Below are 15,085 nucleotides of genomic sequence, written 5' to 3'. Positions count from 1 at the left end.
CGTCGAGAGCACCGGAGAGTCGTGGTGCGCCGACGAGGAAAGGACGACTATGAGCACGGATCTTCCCGAGCCGGACGCCGAAGCGGTGTTCAGCGATGAGGACGGCGTCCTCTACGACGACGAGGTCACGCCGGAGTACGGCATCCTCGGCTTCACGCTGCGCGAGCTGTTGATCGTGGGCATCTGGCTGGTCTCCTTCCTCGTCTCCTTCTTCCCGCTCAGCGGCGGCATCTCCCTGTGGGGCATCGGCATCCAGTGGATCCTGCCGATCGGCGTGCCCACGGTGGCCGTCTTCCTCCTCGTCCTCCGGCGCTTCTCGCCGGACGGCATCCGTCGCGTCGGTTCGCTCGGCATCGACCAGTTCGCCTCCGTGGCGTTCTCGGTCGCGGCCTGCGTGTGGGCCGGCAACCTGTGGCTCGCCCTCTCGGCGGTCATCTCCACGGGTAACTGGGGGCTGCCCTGGAACGCGGTCGTGCAGGTCATCACCTCCACCGCCCTCGTCGTCCTCACCGTCTTCGCGCCTCTCATCCCGGGGCTCAAGGAGGATTTCCAGGGGCGGCTCGTCACGCTCGCCCACCGCAACGCGAACCCCGTGCGCCCGGTGATCGCACGCCCGCGCCCCGAGGCGACGCCGAGTGGATCGGTGGCCGAGGCGGCTGTCGAGGCGTCTGCGGACGCCGTCCCCCAGAGCTCTCCTGCCGCGGATGAGACGGCCGTGATCGCCGATGCCGACCTCGAGCCGACCCCCGCGGACCAGGACGACGCCGTCGACGTCCGTGAGACGGCCACCGCCGACCGCGGCGCCTCCGTGGACGACGCGGATCGCGTTCCGCTCACCGCACACGCCTCGGGTGGGGGGACCGGAACCGTCCCTGTCACGTCGGAACCCGAGTACACCCCGGTCTACTCGCGGCGTTCCCGCGGGGAGCAGCCCGAGATCGTGTCCGACACCGGCAGCATCGAGTCGCTGCTCGGCGCCAAGGCACTCTCCGAGGAGGAGCTCGCCGCCGCCCAGGAGCCGACACCGGACGACGCGACCGCTGTGCACCCGGTGATCAGCGACCACGCCGATCCGCAGGCTGCCGCTCCGCGACAGAGTGCTGTTGAGGCGCAGCCCTTCTGGATACTCGCCCCGACGGAGCGCGACGTGCACGACGAACGCGGAGAGCCGATCTTCCGCATCGGCCCGACCGCCTGGGCACTCGTGATCGAGGACCGGGGCGGCGCCTTCGTCGTGCGTCACGACGACGGCCGTATCGGCTACCTCCACGACATCGCCGGCATCACGAAGGGCTGACATGCGCACGATCGATCTGCGGGGGCGCGAGCTCTCGCCCGCTGACATGCTCGCCGCCGTCCCGCGCGCGACCCAGGCTCGGGCCGAGGCGCTCGACACCGCGGCGCGCCTCGTGGACGACGTGCGGGAACGCGGCGAGGACGCGCTGCGGGAGCAGGCGGAGCGCTTCGACCGCGTCGTCGGTCACGCGGTTCGTGTTCCGGAGGCCCACCTCGCGGAAGCCCTGTCGGATCTCACTCCCACGGTCCGCGCAGCGCTCGAGGAGGCCATCCGCCGTGTGCGTCTCGCCTCGGCCGCGCAGGTCCCCGCCCCGCAGGTGACGCGGATCGGCGGGGGAGCGACCATCACGCAGCGGTGGCAGCCGGTGTCTCGCGTCGGGGTGTACATCCCCGGGGGCAAAGCCGTCTACCCGTCCAGCGTGGTCATGAACGTCGTCCCCGCGCAGGTCGCCGGGGTGCAGCAGATCGCCCTCGCCTCGCCGCCGCAGGCGGATCAGGACGGCCGTGTCCACCCGACGATCCTCGCCGCGGCGGCGCTGCTCGGCGTCTCCGAGGTCTATGCGATGGGCGGGGCCGGAGCCATCGGAGCACTCGCCCACGGCGTCGCGAGCCTGGGACTCGATCCGGTCGACGTGGTATCCGGACCGGGCAACAACTACGTCGCGTCGGCAAAGCGTGCCGTGGCCGGGGTCGTCGGCACGGACTCCGAGGCCGGCGCGACCGAGATCCTCGTCGTCGCGGACGCCGCGTCCGACCCCCGTCTCATCGCCGCCGACCTCGTCAGCCAGGCCGAGCACGACGAGCAGGCATCGGCCGTCCTCGTGACCGACGCGGTGGAGATCGCCGAGCAGGTCAGAGCCGAGGTCGAACGGCAGGCTGCGCGCACCCGGCACAGCGAGCGCGTCGCGGCGGCGTTGTCCGGGCCGCAGTCGGCGATCGTGCTCGTGGACGACAGGGCGGCGGCGATCGCGTTCAGCAATGCCTACGCCCCGGAGCACCTGGAACTGCACCTCGCCGACGCGGAGGAGGCGGCCGCCGTCTTCACGAGCGCGGGTGCCGTGTTCGTCGGCGATCAGACGCCGGTCAGTCTCGGCGACTACATGGCCGGCAGCAACCACGTTCTGCCGACGGGCGGTCAGGCGCGCTACGCCCCGGGCCTCGGTGCGTACACGTTCCTCCGCCCGCAGCAGGTCGTGTCGTACGACCGCGACGCCCTCGCCGCCGTCCGGGACGGCGTCGTCGCGCTGGCCGACACCGAGGTGCTCCCCGCCCACGGCGAGGCGATCGAGGCCCGTTTCACCGCGTAGGATCTGTCAGATGCACTGCCCCTTCTGCCGTCACCCCGATTCCCGGGTCATCGACTCGCGCACCAGCGACGACGGGCTCTCCATCCGTCGTCGTCGCCAGTGTCCGGAATGCGGGGGACGTTTCTCGACGACGGAGACCGCGAGCCTGAACGTCATCAAGCGCTCGGGCGTCATGGAGCCGTTCAGCAGGGAGAAGGTCATCTCCGGAGTGCGGAAGGCCTGTCAGGGGCGCCCAGTGACCGAGGCAGACCTCGCGATCCTCGCGCAGCGCGTGGAGGAGGCGGTCCGGCAGACCGGTGTCTCCCAGCTCGACACGAACGAGATCGGCCTCGCGATCCTCGGACCGCTCCGGGAGCTCGACGAGGTCGCGTTCCTCCGCTTCGCGAGCGTCTATCAGGCGTTCGACTCGCTCGAGGACTTCGAGTCCGCCATCGGCGACCTCCGGGCCGACCACGCCAAGGCGGAGGCGGCGGACCGGTAATCTGGCAGGGATGTATCCGCTGCTCTTCCGCGCCGTCCTCTCGCGCTTCGATCCCGAGTTCGCCCATCACGCCGGTATGGCGGTGATCCGCGTGCTCGGTGTGCCGCCGTTCTCGTGGGCCACGCGCGCGATGACCCGGCCCGACCCCTCCCTGCGGGTCGAGGCGCTGGGGCTGACGTTCCCTTCGCCGTTCGGCGTCGCGGCCGGGTTCGACAAGAACGCCGTCGGCGTCCGTGGCCTGGCAGCGCTCGGCTTCGGGCACGTCGAGGTCGGAACGGTCACGGCCGTCCCGCAGGAGGGCAATCCGAAGCCCCGGCTGTTCCGACTGGTCGAGGACCGCGCGGTGATCAACCGCATGGGCTTCAACAACCGTGGTGCGGATGCCGCAGCCCGTCGTCTCGCACGGCTTCGTCGTGGCGCGCCCGACACGGTGATCGGCGTCAACATCGGCAAGAGCCGTGTGGTGGACGTCGAGGACGCCGTGGCGGACTATGTCGCGTCGGCCACCCGACTGGCCCCGCTCGCCGACTACCTCGCCGTCAACGTCTCGTCGCCGAACACCCCTGGACTTCGCGGTCTGCAGGCCGTCGAGACGCTGGCGCCGTTGCTGCGGGCCGTCCGCGAGGCAGCCGGAGCGACCCCGCTGCTCGTGAAGATCGCCCCCGATCTGCCGGATGACGAGATCGCCGCGATCGCGCGCCTCGCCGTCGAGGAGGGGCTCGCGGGCATCATCGCGCACAACACGACGATCAGCCGGGACGGGCTCCGCACCGATGCGGCCGCTGTCGAGGCGGCCGGCGCGGGCGGTCTCTCCGGTGCTCCGCTCAAGAAGCGGTCGCTCGAGGTCCTCCGGGTCGTCCGCACCGCGGTCCCCGAGGACTTCTGCGTGATCGCGGTGGGCGGTGTCGAGACGGCGGCGGATGTGCAGGAGCGTCTGGATGCCGGGGCCACCCTGGTCCAGGGCTACACGGCGTTCCTCTACCGCGGACCGTTCTGGGGCCGCGAGATCAACCGGGGACTGGTCAGTCCGGGTACTGCCCGCGCTTGACCTGCGGCTTCGGCAGACGCATGAAGCGCATCTGCAGGGCGCGCATACCCGCGTACCAGCCGAGGCCCTTCTCGACGCGGTCCTTGCCGAACTTCGCGGCCGCCTTGCGCTTGACCCGCATGCCGAGGAGGATCATGCCGCCGATCGCGATGACGAGGTACGCCATCATGAACAGGTACGCGTAGAACGAGATCATCATGTTCGTCGGCAGCAGCGAGGCCAGGATGACGAGCACCATGACCCCCATGACGAACTCGGCGGGGTGCCAGCCGGCGTCCACGTAGTCGCGCACCCACCGACGCTGCGGGCCCTTGTCGCGCGCGGGGAGGTACTTCTCCTCGCCTGCGGCCATGCCCGCCTGCGCCTTCGCGCGGCGCTCGTTGAGCTCGGCGCGGGCCGCGGCCTTGGCCTCCTTGGTGTTCGCCACGAGGGGGCGGCGACGGGCGGCCTCCTGCTCGGCGCGGGTCGGCGTCGCGCGTCCCTTGCCGACGGCAGGCGTCTGGGGGGCGTCGTCGTTCGTCGAAGGGGAGGCGGGGGTAGTGGCCACGAGGTTCCTCGGTTCGCTGGGGTGGGTCGCCTTAAGATTACTCGCATGACCTCACCTGCTCTTCCCAGCGAGTCCGACGCCGCCGTCCTCGAAGCCGTCGCCACCGGTATCCCCTCCGCGCTGTCGGACCTCGGGAACCTCGTGCGCATCCCCGGCATGGCCTGGCCTGCCTTCGATCAGACGCAGCTGGAGCGCAGCGCCGACGCCGTCGCCACCCTCGCGCGTGGCACCGGCGTCTTCGACGAGGTGACCGTGCTCCGCGCGGACATCCCCGGCACCGACGAGCAGGGTCAGCCCGCGGTGCTCGCGACGCGCGCGGCACGGAACGGCAAGCCGACGATCCTCCTCTACGCCCACCACGACGTGCAGCCCCCGGGGGACGACGCCCTGTGGGAGACGCCGCCGTTCGAGCCCACCGTGCGGGACGGCCGCCTGTACGGCCGCGGCGCCGCAGACGACAAGGCGGGGATCATGGCGCACATCGGGGCGATCCGCGCGGTCGCGGAGGTGCTCGGTGACGACCTCGACCTCGGCATCGCGATGTTCATCGAGGGGGAGGAGGAGTACGGTTCGCGGTCCTTCGCCCAGTTCCTCTCCGACAACAAGGACGCCCTCCGCGCCGACGCGATCGTGGTCGCGGACTCCGGCAACTGGGACTCGGTCACGCCCGGCCTGACCGTCTCGCTCCGTGGCAACGCGCGCTTCACCATGAAGGTGCGCACGCTCGACCACGCCTCGCACTCCGGGATGTTCGGCGGAGCGGTGCCCGACGCCATGATGGCGACCGTGCGGCTCCTCGCCACACTGTGGCACGAGGACGGCTCCGTCGCCGTCGAGGGGATGACGGCGCGAGACGCCGAGACCCCTGAGTACACCGAGGAGACGCTGCGCGACGAAGCCGGGCTCCTGCCGGGGACCACGCCCATCGGCGACGGCACGATCCTCAGCCGCATCTGGAACAAGCCCTCCGTCACGGTCATCGGCATCGATGCGACGAGCGTCGCCGCGGCCTCGAACACGCTGCTCCCTGAGGTGTCCGTGGTCATCAGCGCCCGTGTGGCCCCCGGCCAGTCCGGCCAGGACGCGTACGAGGCTCTCGAGCGTCACCTCCGCGCACACGCGCCCTTCGGCGCCGAGCTGACCTTCTCCGACGTGGACCTCGGCAACCCCTTCCTCGTGGACACGAGCGGGTGGGCCGTCGCGCTCACCAGGGATGCCATGCGGGACGGGTACGGTGTGCCCCCGGTGGACCTCGGTGTCGGCGGGTCGATCCCGTTCATCGCGGATCTCGTGCGGGAGTTCCCCGAGGCGCAGATCCTCGTCACCGGCGTGGAGGATCCGCACTCCCGCGCGCACAGCCCCAACGAGTCGCTGCATCTGGACACCTTCCGGCACGCCGTGGCGACCGAGGCGCTGCTGCTCGCCCGTATGAACGCGCGTGAGATCTGAGCCTTCCGTCCCCACCGGCGGTAGAATCGTCCAAGAGCCCGTACCCGGCCCGTCATGAGGAGCGACATGAGCGACACCATCCTGTCCGCAGAGACCACCAGCGCACACGGCGTCAAGCTGACGGACGCCGCCGCCACGAAGGTGAAGAACCTCCTGGAGCAGGAGGGCCGCGACGACCTGCGTCTGCGCGTCGCCGTGCAGCCCGGCGGCTGCTCGGGCCTGATCTACCAGCTCTACTTCGACGAGCGATTCCTCGAGGGTGACGAGACGGTCGACTTCGACGGCGTCGAGGTCATCGTCGACAACATGAGCGTTCCCTACCTCGACGGCGCCTCGATCGACTTCAAGGACACCATCTCGGAGCAGGGCTTCACGATCGACAACCCGAACGCGGCGGGCAGCTGCGCCTGCGGCGACAGCTTCCACTGACACGTTCTTCCCGCGAACGGCCGTCGTCACCTCGCGTGACGGCGGCCGTTCCGCTTCTCAACCTGCATGGTTGGCATGAATCAGGTGTGAGGTTGCTCTAGACTTGAACATGCCTTGTCCGCGATCTGAAAGGTGCATCGTGCCCTCGAAACGCCGCCTTCGTTGGGCCGCACTCCCTGTGGGAGTTGTGGCAGCTGTGGCTCTGGCGGGATGTACTCCCACCGAGCTGAACGGCTTTCTTCCGGGCTTCGTGGACGGTGGTCCGGCAGCAACCAACCAGACGGAGCGCGTGTCGTCCCTCTGGGTGAACTCCTGGATCGTTCTCCTCGCGGTCGGCGTCGTCACCTGGAGCCTCATGGCCTGGGCTGCGATCGCGTACCGCCGGCGCAAGGGCCAGACCGGCCTCCCGGTGCAGATGCGCTACAACATGCCGATCGAGATCTTCTACACGATCGTGCCGCTCATCCTCGTGCTGGGCATGTTCTTCTTCACGGCTCGCGATCAGACCGAGATCGAGACGAAGTGGGATGACCCCGACGTCGAGATCACCGCGATCGCCAAGCAGTGGGCGTGGGACTTCCAGTACAACGGTGAGACCGAAGAGGACACCGTCTGGACGATGGGCATCCAGGCCCAGCCGGACGCGGCAGGCAACATCGACCAGTCCGAGCTGCCGACGCTGGTGCTCCCGGTCGACCAGAAGGTCACGATCAACCTCCAGTCGCGCGATGTCATCCACTCCTTCTGGATCATCGACTTCCTCTACAAGAAGGACATGTTCATCGGGAAGGACAACTCCTGGTCCTTCATCCCCACCCGCGAGGGCGAGTACGCCGGCAAGTGCGCCGAGCTCTGCGGCGAGTACCACTCGATGATGCTCTTCAACGTGAAGGTCGTCTCGCAGGACGAGTACGACGCCTACCTCGAGTCCCTCGAGGAAGAGGGCAACACCGGGGACATCACCGACGCGTACGACCGTCTCTCGAACCTCCCCGGCACCTCCGGGAAGACCGAAACCGAGGAAGGAGAGGAGTAAGCCATGTCGACCACTGAAGCTCCTCGCACCGACGAGGCACCCCGCTCCCGTCCCACCACCCTGCCCGCGCGCCAGGCCGCTCTGATGAGCTCCTCGCGAGTGGAGCAGAAGGGCAACATCGTCGTCAAGTGGATCACTTCCACGGACCACAAGACGATCGGGTACATGTACCTCATCGCCTCGGTGATGTTCTTCCTCCTCGGTGGCGTGATGGCGCTTGTCATCCGTGCTGAGCTGTTCGCGCCGGGGATGCAGATCGTCCCGACGAAGGAGCAGTACAACCAGCTGTTCACGATGCACGGCACGATCATGCTGCTGATGTTCGCGACGCCGCTGTTCGCCGGCTTCGCCAACGCGATCCTGCCGCTGCAGATCGGTGCTCCGGACGTCGCCTTCCCGCGTCTGAACGCCTTCGCGTTCTGGCTGTTCCTGTTCGGCTCGACCATCGCGGTCGCCGGCTTCCTCACCCCGCAGGGTGCGGCCTCGTTCGGCTGGTTCGCCTATCAGCCGTTGGCCAACGCGTCGTTCTCGCCAGGAGCGGGCGGAAACCTGTGGATGCTCGGTCTCGGCATCTCGGGCTTCGGCACGATCCTCGGTGCGGTGAACTTCATCACGACGATCATCACGATGCGGGCTCCGGGTATGACGATGTGGCGCATGCCGATCTTCAGCTGGAACACGCTCATCACCAGCCTGCTGATCCTGATGGCCTTCCCGGTCCTGGCCGCGGCGATCTTCGCCGCCGCCGCCGACCGTGTGCTCGGTGCCCACATCTACGATCCGCAGAACGGCGGAGTCCTGCTCTGGCAGCACCTGTTCTGGTTCTTCGGCCACCCCGAGGTCTACATCATCGCGCTGCCGTTCTTCGGCATCGTCTCCGAGATCTTCCCGGTGTTCAGCCGCAAGCCGATCTTCGGATACAAGACCCTCGTCTACGCGACGATCGCCATCGCCGCGCTGTCCGTGGCCGTGTGGGCGCACCACATGTACGTCACCGGCTCGGTGCTCCTGCCGTTCTTCGCCCTGATGACGATGCTCATCGCGGTGCCGACGGGTGTGAAGATCTTCAACTGGATCGGCACGCTCTGGCGAGGTTCGGTGACTTTCGAGACGCCGATGGTGTTCGCACTGGGCTTCCTCGTCTCGTTCGTCTTCGGTGGTCTCACCGGTGTGATCCTCGCGGCCCCGCCGCTGGACTTCCACCTCAGCGACTCGTACTTCGTCGTGGCGCACTTCCACTACGTGGTGTTCGGCACGGTGGTGTTCGCCATGTTCGCCGGCTTCTACTTCTGGTGGCCGAAGTGGACGGGCCGCATGCTCAACGAGCGTCTCGGCTACGTGCACTTCTGGATGCTATTCGTGGGCTTCCACATGACCTTCCTCATCCAGCACTGGCTCGGTGTCGACGGCATGGTCCGGCGCTACGCGGATTACTCCGCGGCGGACGGTTGGACCTGGCAGAACCAGGTCTCCACGATCGGCGCGATCATCCTGGGTGCCTCGATGCTGCCGTTCTTCCTGAACGTCTGGATCACGGCACGCAAGGCGCCCAAGGTCACGGTGAACGACCCGTGGGGTTACGGCGCCTCGCTCGAGTGGGCCACCTCGTGCCCGCCGCCGCGGCACAACTTCACGTCGATCCCGCGCATCCGTAGCGAGCGTCCGGCCTTCGACCTGAACCACCCGGAGGCCGCGGAGTTCGCGACCACCGCACCCGGCGAGCGAGAGGGCCACTGAGTCATGCGCGACAACGTCATCATCTGGTGGGTCCTGACCGCGTTCTTCGCCCTCGTCGGCGTCGTCTACACCGGCTGGAACATCCTGGCTCACCCCGGCCTTCCGCTCGTGAACCAGATCGAGTGGGTCGGCACGGTCGCACTGTTCTTCTCGGCCTTCATGGGCGCCATGGTCGCGTTCTACCTCGACCGGACGCACAAGGCGCAGAACGGCGAGCTGCCTGAGGACATCCTCACGTCGGACATCGACGACGGCGACCCCGAGCTCGGCGAGTTCAGCCCGTGGTCCTGGTGGCCGCTGGTCCTCGCGGCATCGGCCGGCGTGTTCGTCGTGGGCCTCGCGGTCGGGCACTTCCTCCTCCCGATCGGTCTGGCCATCTTCGTGGTCGCCATCGTCGGCTGGGTCTACGAGTACTACCGCGGTAACTTCGCCCGCTGAGTCCCCGCACACGAGGAAGGCCCCCGGATCACTCCGGGGGCCTTCCTCGTTTGGGCGCCGTGGTCAAGCCCGGGTACGGATCCGGGGGATGCCGGTGAGCGGGTCGATCGGGCGATGGTGCACGCCGTCGGCGTCTTCGACGGGGTACCCCTCGCGGACCCAGTACTCGAAGCCGCCGATCATCTCGCGCACGCGATAGCCGAGGCGCGCGAACTCGAGCGCACCGCGCACACCACCGTTGCACCCCGGGCTCCAGCAGTACACGACCACGTCGGCGTCGCGGGGGATCTCTCGCGGCGCCCGGTCCGCGATCTCGCTGTGGTGCATGTGGACGGCTCCGGCGACGCGCCCCTGAGCCCATGCTTCGGTCGAGCGCACGTCGACCACGACGAGGGGGCGGCCAGCGGCGCGATCAGCATGGACGTCGCTCGGGTCGGTCTCATAGGCGAGGCGGGCAGCGAAGTAGTCGGTACGGTCGATCATGAGTTCAGATTACGGAACGTGGGCGCCGCACGGATGAGTGTTCCCGTCGCGCATCGCACGAATCCTGCCGATCCTCCTCAGAGCGTTGCGGTCATCTGGATCCGACGGCCGTGGACGGAGAGGTTCAGCCGTTCTTCGACGCCGACGAGTGCGCGCAGGAAGTCGGTGTCCGGCGCGGACTCCTCGAAGCCGCACCGGGCGTAGAAGGGGGCGTTCCATGGCACGTCCGCGTAGGTGCGCAGGGTGAGGCGCCGATGGCCTCGACGTCGTGCCTCCTCCTGAGCGGCCACCACCAGCGCGCGGCCGACGCCGCGGCGGGCGTGCTCCGGGCGCACGGAGAGCTGCTCCAGGTGCGCCTCCCCGTCCACCTCGAGGACGTGCGCGAATCCGACGGGCGTCGAGGGATGGTCGGCCTGCTCGTCGGCGGGGGAGGGGAGGGCCGCCACCAGGACGAACCCCGGGGCATCCTGGCGTTCCTCGTTCGAGGTGGGGGGTGGCCACGACCGCGCCCCGAAACGCTCGATCAGGATGAGGTCGGCGGCGCGCTCGAGCTCTTCGAGAACGACGTGGTCGGCGGCGGTCGCGAAGCGGATGAGCGGCCTCATGCGCGGTCTGCCGGGAGTGCCGCGATCGCCTCGATCTCGACGAGCTGCTCGTCGTAGCCCAGCACCGTCACGCCGAGGAGCGTGCTGGGGACCTCGTGAGCGCCGAAGGCCGCATGGATGACGTCCCAGGCCGTGACGAGGTCCTGCTGCGCGGAGGAGGCCACCAGGACCCGCGTACTGATGACATCCGTCAGGGTGGCACCGGCGGCCTGGAGAGCCTGCTCCAGGGTCTCCACGCATCGTGCGGCTTGCGCCGCGTAGTCGCCCGGAGCCATGGTCGTGCCGTCGTCCTCGAGGGGGCAGGCTCCGGCGAGGAAGACGAGACGGGCGTCCGCGGGTGCGGTGGCTGCATAGGCGTAGGGGGCATCGGCGAGCTGGGGTGCGTGGAGGAGACGGACGACGGATGACATGATTCGATCCTCTCATCGGGGCGAACGACGAAGGCCCCGTCCGAGCGGACGGGGCCTTCGCGAGGGGGAGTGACGATTACTCGTCGTCCTCCGACTTCTTCTTCCGAGGCTTCTTGACCGGCTCGGTGGAGATCACCGTGCTGGGCGTGTTCGGAGTCTCGTCGACGTGCGTCTCGTCGACAGTGAGCGGGGCGTCGGGGAAGCCGGCACGCTCATGAGCGCCCTGGATCTCTGCGACCTCCGCCGCCTCGTTGCCCTCGGTGACGTGGTGCTGGTGAGCGTCCGCGGCATCGATCTCGGCCTGCGTGAGCGGGGCGAGGCGATCCTCGAAGAACCAGCGCGACATCGCGGAGCGGAGGTTCTCCGTCCACGGGATGCGGCCCTTCGCGTTCGGACGGACGACGAGCGGCTCGTAACCGTCGACGTCGATGAGCTTCCAGCGGTCGTACTTGTCGACCGGCTGGTGCACCTCGATGAACTCGCCGCCGGGGAGACGCACGATGCGGCCCGACTCGAAGCCGTGCAGGACGATCTCGCGGTCCTTCTTCTGGAGCGCGATGCAGATGCGCTTCGTGACGAAGTAGCCGATGATCGGGCCGAGGAACAGCAGCGCCTGCAGCGTGTGGATCACGCCCTCCATGGTGAGCATGAAGTGCGTCGCGATGAGGTCGGACGAGGCCGCCGCCCACAGGACCGCGTAGAAGATGACGCCGGCGACGCCGATCGCGGTGCGGGTGGCCGCGTTGCGCGGGCGCTGGGCGATGTGGTGCTCACGCTTGTCACCGGTTACCCACGCCTCGATGAAGGGGTAGATCGCGACGATGACGATGAACAGGCCGAGCACGGCGACCGGGGCCAGGATGCCGAACGACCAGGTGTGGTCGAGGAACACGATGTCCCAGTTCGACGGCGCCAGACGGAGCGCGCCGTCCGCGAAGCCGATGTACCAGTCGGGCTGCGTACCCGCCGAGACGGGGGAGGGGTCGTACGGTCCGTAGTTCCAGATCGGGTTGATCTGGAAGAACGTCGCGATCAGCACGATGGTGCCGAAGACGATGAACAGGTAGCCGCCCATCTTGGACATGTAGACCGGCATCATCGGGTAGCCCACGACGTTGTCGTTCGTGCGGCCGGGGCCGGCGAACTGCGTGTGCTTGTTGATGATCATGAGCATCAGGTGCACGGCGATGAAGGCGATGACCAGCATCGGCAGCAGCAGGATGTGCAGGGTGTACAGGCGTCCGACGATGTCGGTACCGGGGAACTCGCCGCCGAAGAGGAGGAACGAGGTCCAGGTGCCGATCAGCGGGAGACCCTTGATCATGCCGTCGATGATCCGGAGGCCGTTACCCGAGAGCAGGTCGTCGGGGAGTGAGTAGCCGGTGAAGCCCTCCGCCATCGCGAGGATGAACAGCACGAAGCCGATCACCCAGTTGAGCTCGCGCGGCTTGCGGAACGCACCCGTGAAGAACACGCGGAGCATGTGCACACCGATGCCGGCGATGAACACCAGCGCGGCCCAGTGGTGGATCTGGCGGACCAGCAGACCGCCGCGGAGGTCGAACGAGATGTGCAGCGTCGACTCGAGGGCCGAGGACATCGCGATGCCGCGCATGGGGGCGTACGCGCCGGTGTAGTGGGTCTCCACCATGGAGGCCTGGAAGAAGAACGTCAGGAAGGTTCCGGAGAGGAACACGACGACGAAGCTCCAGAGCGCGATCTCACCGAGCATGAACGACCAGTGGTCGGGGAAGATCTTGCGACCGAGCTCCTTGACGAAGCCCGAGAGGCTGGTGCGCTCATCGATGTAGTTCGACGCGGCGCCGACGAAACGGCCGCCGAGAGGCGCCTTGGTGTCCTTCTCGTCCTTGGACAGCGTTGCGGTGCTCAATGGCGCTCCCAGAAGCTCGGGCCGACGGGTTCGGTGAAGTCGCTGCGTGCGATGAGGTAGCCCTCGTCGTCCACGGTGATGGGCAGCTGGGGCAGCGGCCGGGCGGCCGGGCCGAAGATGACCTTCGCGTGGTCCGTGACGTCGAACTGCGACTGGTGGCACGGGCACAGCAGGTGGTGGGTCTGCTGCTCGTACAGCGCGACGGGGCAGCCGACGTGCGTGCAGACCTTGGAGTAGGCGACGATGCCGTCGTAGGACCAGTCCTTGCGGTCCTCGGCCTCGATGAGCTGCTCAGGGCGGAGGCGCATCATCAGCACGATGGCCTTGGCCTTCTCCTCGAGGTAGCCCTCGTCGTGCCCGAGCTCCGCGAGGTCCTCGGGGATGACGTGGAAGGCGGAGCCGAGCGTCACGTCCGCTGCGCGGATGGGGGTGCCGTCCGGGTCGCGCACCAGGCGCATGCCCTCGTCCCACATCGTGTGCTTCAGCAGCGCGACCGGGTCGCCCGCGGTGGGGTCGTCCGGCGTCGAGTGCGGAGCGAGGCCGCGGAACAGCGTCACGCCGGGGATGATCGACGCCACGATCGCGGCGAACAGCGAGTTGCGGATCATCGTGCGGCGTCCGAACCCGGACTCCTCGTTCGCGTCGGAGAACGCCTTGATGGCGGCCTCACGCGTGGAGTCCTTGCCCCGGGTGGGGTGGCGGTGCTCGATGAACTCCTTGTCGGACATCAGCGCCTTGGACCAGTGGATGGCACCGATTCCGAGGGCCAGCAGCGCGAGCGCGATGCCGAGACCGATGAAGAGGTTGTTCTGACGGATGTCGATGAGCGCGCCACTCTCGATCGGGAACAGCATGTAGGCGGCGACCGCCCAGATGCTCCCGGCGAGGGACAGGTAGAACAGCGTGTAGACGGTGCGGACCGCGGTCTTCTCGGCGCGCGGGTCCTTGTCGGTCATCCGCTCACGGTGCGGCGGAAGACCCGGGTTCTGCACGGGATCGCTGACTGCGACACCCAGCCCCGGAGAGGGCTGGTAGGCCCTGTCAAGAGCCTGCGAGTCGTCGTCGTGTGCCATGGTGCTCCTCGTACGTTCCTCTTCGATGAATAAGCGTCAGTTGGACTTCGCCGTGATCCACACGGTGATGGCGACCAGAGCGCCGATACCGAAGATCCACACGAACAGGCCCTCGGAGACCGGTCCGAGCGAGCCGAGGGAGAAGCCGCCGATCTGGACGGACTGCTGCTGGAAGAGCAGAGCCGAGATGATGTCGCGCTTGTCCTCGTCGGACAGGTTCATGTCGCCGAAGACCGGCATGTTCTGCGGGCCGGTGACCATGGCGGCGTAGATGTGCAGCGCGCTGGTCTCGGTGATCGCCGGAGCGTACTTGCCCTCGGTCAGTGCGCCACCGGCGGCGGCCACGTTGTGGCACATCGCGCAGTTGACGCGGAAGAGCTCGGCGCCGTGCGCCACGTCGCCCTCGCCGTCGAGGATCTTCTCGGAGGGGAACTCCGGTCCGGGGGCCTCGGACTGCACGTAGGCCGCCATCGCGAGGATCTGCTCCTCGGTGAACTGCGGCTCCTTCTGGGGGGCCTGCGGTCCCTGCATCTGCAGCGGCATGCGGCCGGTCGACACCTGGAACTCGACCGCGAGCTCGCCGACGCCGTAGAGGCTCGGGCCGTTGGGGGTGCCCTCCAGGTCGAGGCCGTGGCAGGTGGCGCAGTTGGCCGTGAACAGCTTCTCGCCGTCCTCGACCGTCAGCTGCGTCGATGCCGTGGGCGCGTCGTTGGCGGCGAATGCCGCGGTCGCACCCGCGTACACAGCGCCGGTGATCATGAGGCCTGCTCCGATGAGCGCGGCCGCCGCCAGTGGGCTGCGACGACCGCTCGAACGGCGCTTCTTCTCTCGTGCCATCTCGGGGATCAGCTCCGC

Annotated in this window: 16 protein-coding genes; 9 read left to right on the top strand and 7 right to left on the bottom strand. The window is 68.3% G+C overall.

What is annotated here, in order from left to right; all coding sequences use genetic code 11:
- Positions 1-49 precede the first annotated feature (49 nt).
- Genes RI211_RS10835 through RI211_RS10820 form a run of 4 tightly spaced genes read left to right on the top strand, consistent with a single transcriptional unit; the run spans position 50 to position 4,132 of the window.
- The gene (locus tag RI211_RS10835; protein WP_315637560.1) at positions 50-1,297 is read left to right on the top strand and encodes a hypothetical protein; all 1,248 of its coding nucleotides are present in this window, start codon (positions 50-52) and stop codon (positions 1,295-1,297) included.
- Position 1,298: 1 nt separating this feature from the next.
- On the top strand, positions 1,299-2,603 hold the full coding sequence (gene hisD / locus RI211_RS10830; protein ID WP_315637561.1) for a histidinol dehydrogenase: 1,305 nt from the start codon (positions 1,299-1,301) through the stop codon (positions 2,601-2,603).
- Between the two features lie 10 nt (positions 2,604-2,613).
- Entirely contained in the window at positions 2,614-3,084 is a 471-nt protein-coding gene (gene nrdR, locus RI211_RS10825; RefSeq protein ID WP_187661782.1) for a transcriptional regulator NrdR, read from the top strand.
- Between the two features lie 10 nt (positions 3,085-3,094).
- Entirely contained in the window at positions 3,095-4,132 is a 1,038-nt protein-coding gene (locus RI211_RS10820; protein ID WP_259954722.1) for a quinone-dependent dihydroorotate dehydrogenase, read from the top strand.
- Here the strand turns inward: RI211_RS10820 and RI211_RS10815 are convergent.
- Positions 4,107-4,679 carry a DUF3043 domain-containing protein gene (locus RI211_RS10815; protein WP_060921218.1) on the bottom strand — a complete coding sequence of 191 codons (573 nt, stop codon included), beginning with the start codon at positions 4,677-4,679 and terminating at the stop codon, positions 4,107-4,109. The two genes, RI211_RS10820 and RI211_RS10815, sit on opposite strands and share 26 nt — an antisense overlap.
- Positions 4,680-4,724: 45 nt before the next feature.
- Here RI211_RS10815 and RI211_RS10810 point away from each other — a divergent pair, with 45 nt between their 5' ends.
- From RI211_RS10810 to RI211_RS10790, 5 genes are all read left to right on the top strand, one after another.
- Positions 4,725-6,128, top strand: coding sequence for a dipeptidase (locus RI211_RS10810; RefSeq protein ID WP_315637562.1), 1,404 nt, complete (start codon positions 4,725-4,727; stop codon positions 6,126-6,128).
- 66 nt (positions 6,129-6,194) lie between these two features.
- On the top strand, positions 6,195-6,557 hold the full coding sequence (erpA, locus tag RI211_RS10805; protein ID WP_187661779.1) for an iron-sulfur cluster insertion protein ErpA: 363 nt from the start codon (positions 6,195-6,197) through the stop codon (positions 6,555-6,557).
- 139 nt (positions 6,558-6,696) lie between these two features.
- The gene (gene ctaC, locus RI211_RS10800; protein WP_187661778.1) at positions 6,697-7,593 is read left to right on the top strand and encodes an aa3-type cytochrome oxidase subunit II; all 897 of its coding nucleotides are present in this window, start codon (positions 6,697-6,699) and stop codon (positions 7,591-7,593) included.
- A 3-nt stretch (positions 7,594-7,596) separates the two neighbouring features.
- Positions 7,597-9,330, top strand: coding sequence for an aa3-type cytochrome oxidase subunit I (gene ctaD / locus RI211_RS10795; RefSeq protein ID WP_187661777.1), 1,734 nt, complete (start codon positions 7,597-7,599; stop codon positions 9,328-9,330).
- 3 nt (positions 9,331-9,333) lie between these two features.
- On the top strand, positions 9,334-9,768 hold the full coding sequence (locus tag RI211_RS10790; protein ID WP_025105064.1) for a cytochrome c oxidase subunit 4: 435 nt from the start codon (positions 9,334-9,336) through the stop codon (positions 9,766-9,768).
- 63 nt (positions 9,769-9,831) lie between these two features.
- Here the strand turns inward: RI211_RS10790 and RI211_RS10785 are convergent, their stop codons facing one another.
- The 6 genes from RI211_RS10785 to qcrC form a co-directional block, all read right to left on the bottom strand.
- Positions 9,832-10,251, bottom strand: a complete 420-nt coding sequence (locus RI211_RS10785) for a rhodanese-like domain-containing protein (protein WP_315637563.1) — start codon at positions 10,249-10,251, stop codon at positions 9,832-9,834.
- Positions 10,252-10,328: 77 nt separating this feature from the next.
- A complete protein-coding gene (locus RI211_RS10780) occupies positions 10,329-10,856 on the bottom strand; it encodes a GNAT family N-acetyltransferase (protein WP_315637564.1) in 528 nt (175 codons plus the stop codon).
- Positions 10,853-11,266 (bottom strand): RidA family protein, encoded by a 414-nt coding sequence (locus RI211_RS10775; RefSeq protein ID WP_315637565.1) that lies wholly within the window; start codon positions 11,264-11,266, stop codon positions 10,853-10,855. Before RI211_RS10775 ends, RI211_RS10780 begins: the two co-directional genes overlap by 4 nt.
- Positions 11,267-11,342: 76 nt before the next feature.
- On the bottom strand, positions 11,343-13,157 hold the full coding sequence (gene qcrB / locus RI211_RS10770; protein ID WP_315637566.1) for a cytochrome bc1 complex cytochrome b subunit: 1,815 nt from the start codon (positions 13,155-13,157) through the stop codon (positions 11,343-11,345).
- Entirely contained in the window at positions 13,154-14,230 is a 1,077-nt protein-coding gene (gene qcrA / locus RI211_RS10765; RefSeq protein ID WP_315637567.1) for a cytochrome bc1 complex Rieske iron-sulfur subunit, read from the bottom strand. Before qcrA ends, qcrB begins: the two co-directional genes overlap by 4 nt.
- Before the next feature lie 36 nt (positions 14,231-14,266).
- Positions 14,267-15,067: a cytochrome bc1 complex diheme cytochrome c subunit gene (gene qcrC / locus RI211_RS10760; RefSeq protein ID WP_187661771.1), complete on the bottom strand. Its 801-nt coding sequence runs from the start codon at positions 15,065-15,067 to the stop codon at positions 14,267-14,269.
- Between the last annotated feature and the right edge of the window lie 18 nt (positions 15,068-15,085).

This window comes from Microbacterium meiriae, from assembly GCF_032364335.1.
Taxonomy (GTDB): Bacteria; Actinomycetota; Actinomycetes; order Actinomycetales; family Microbacteriaceae; genus Microbacterium; species Microbacterium meiriae.
This window is presented reverse-complemented; position numbering and strand designations above follow the sequence as displayed.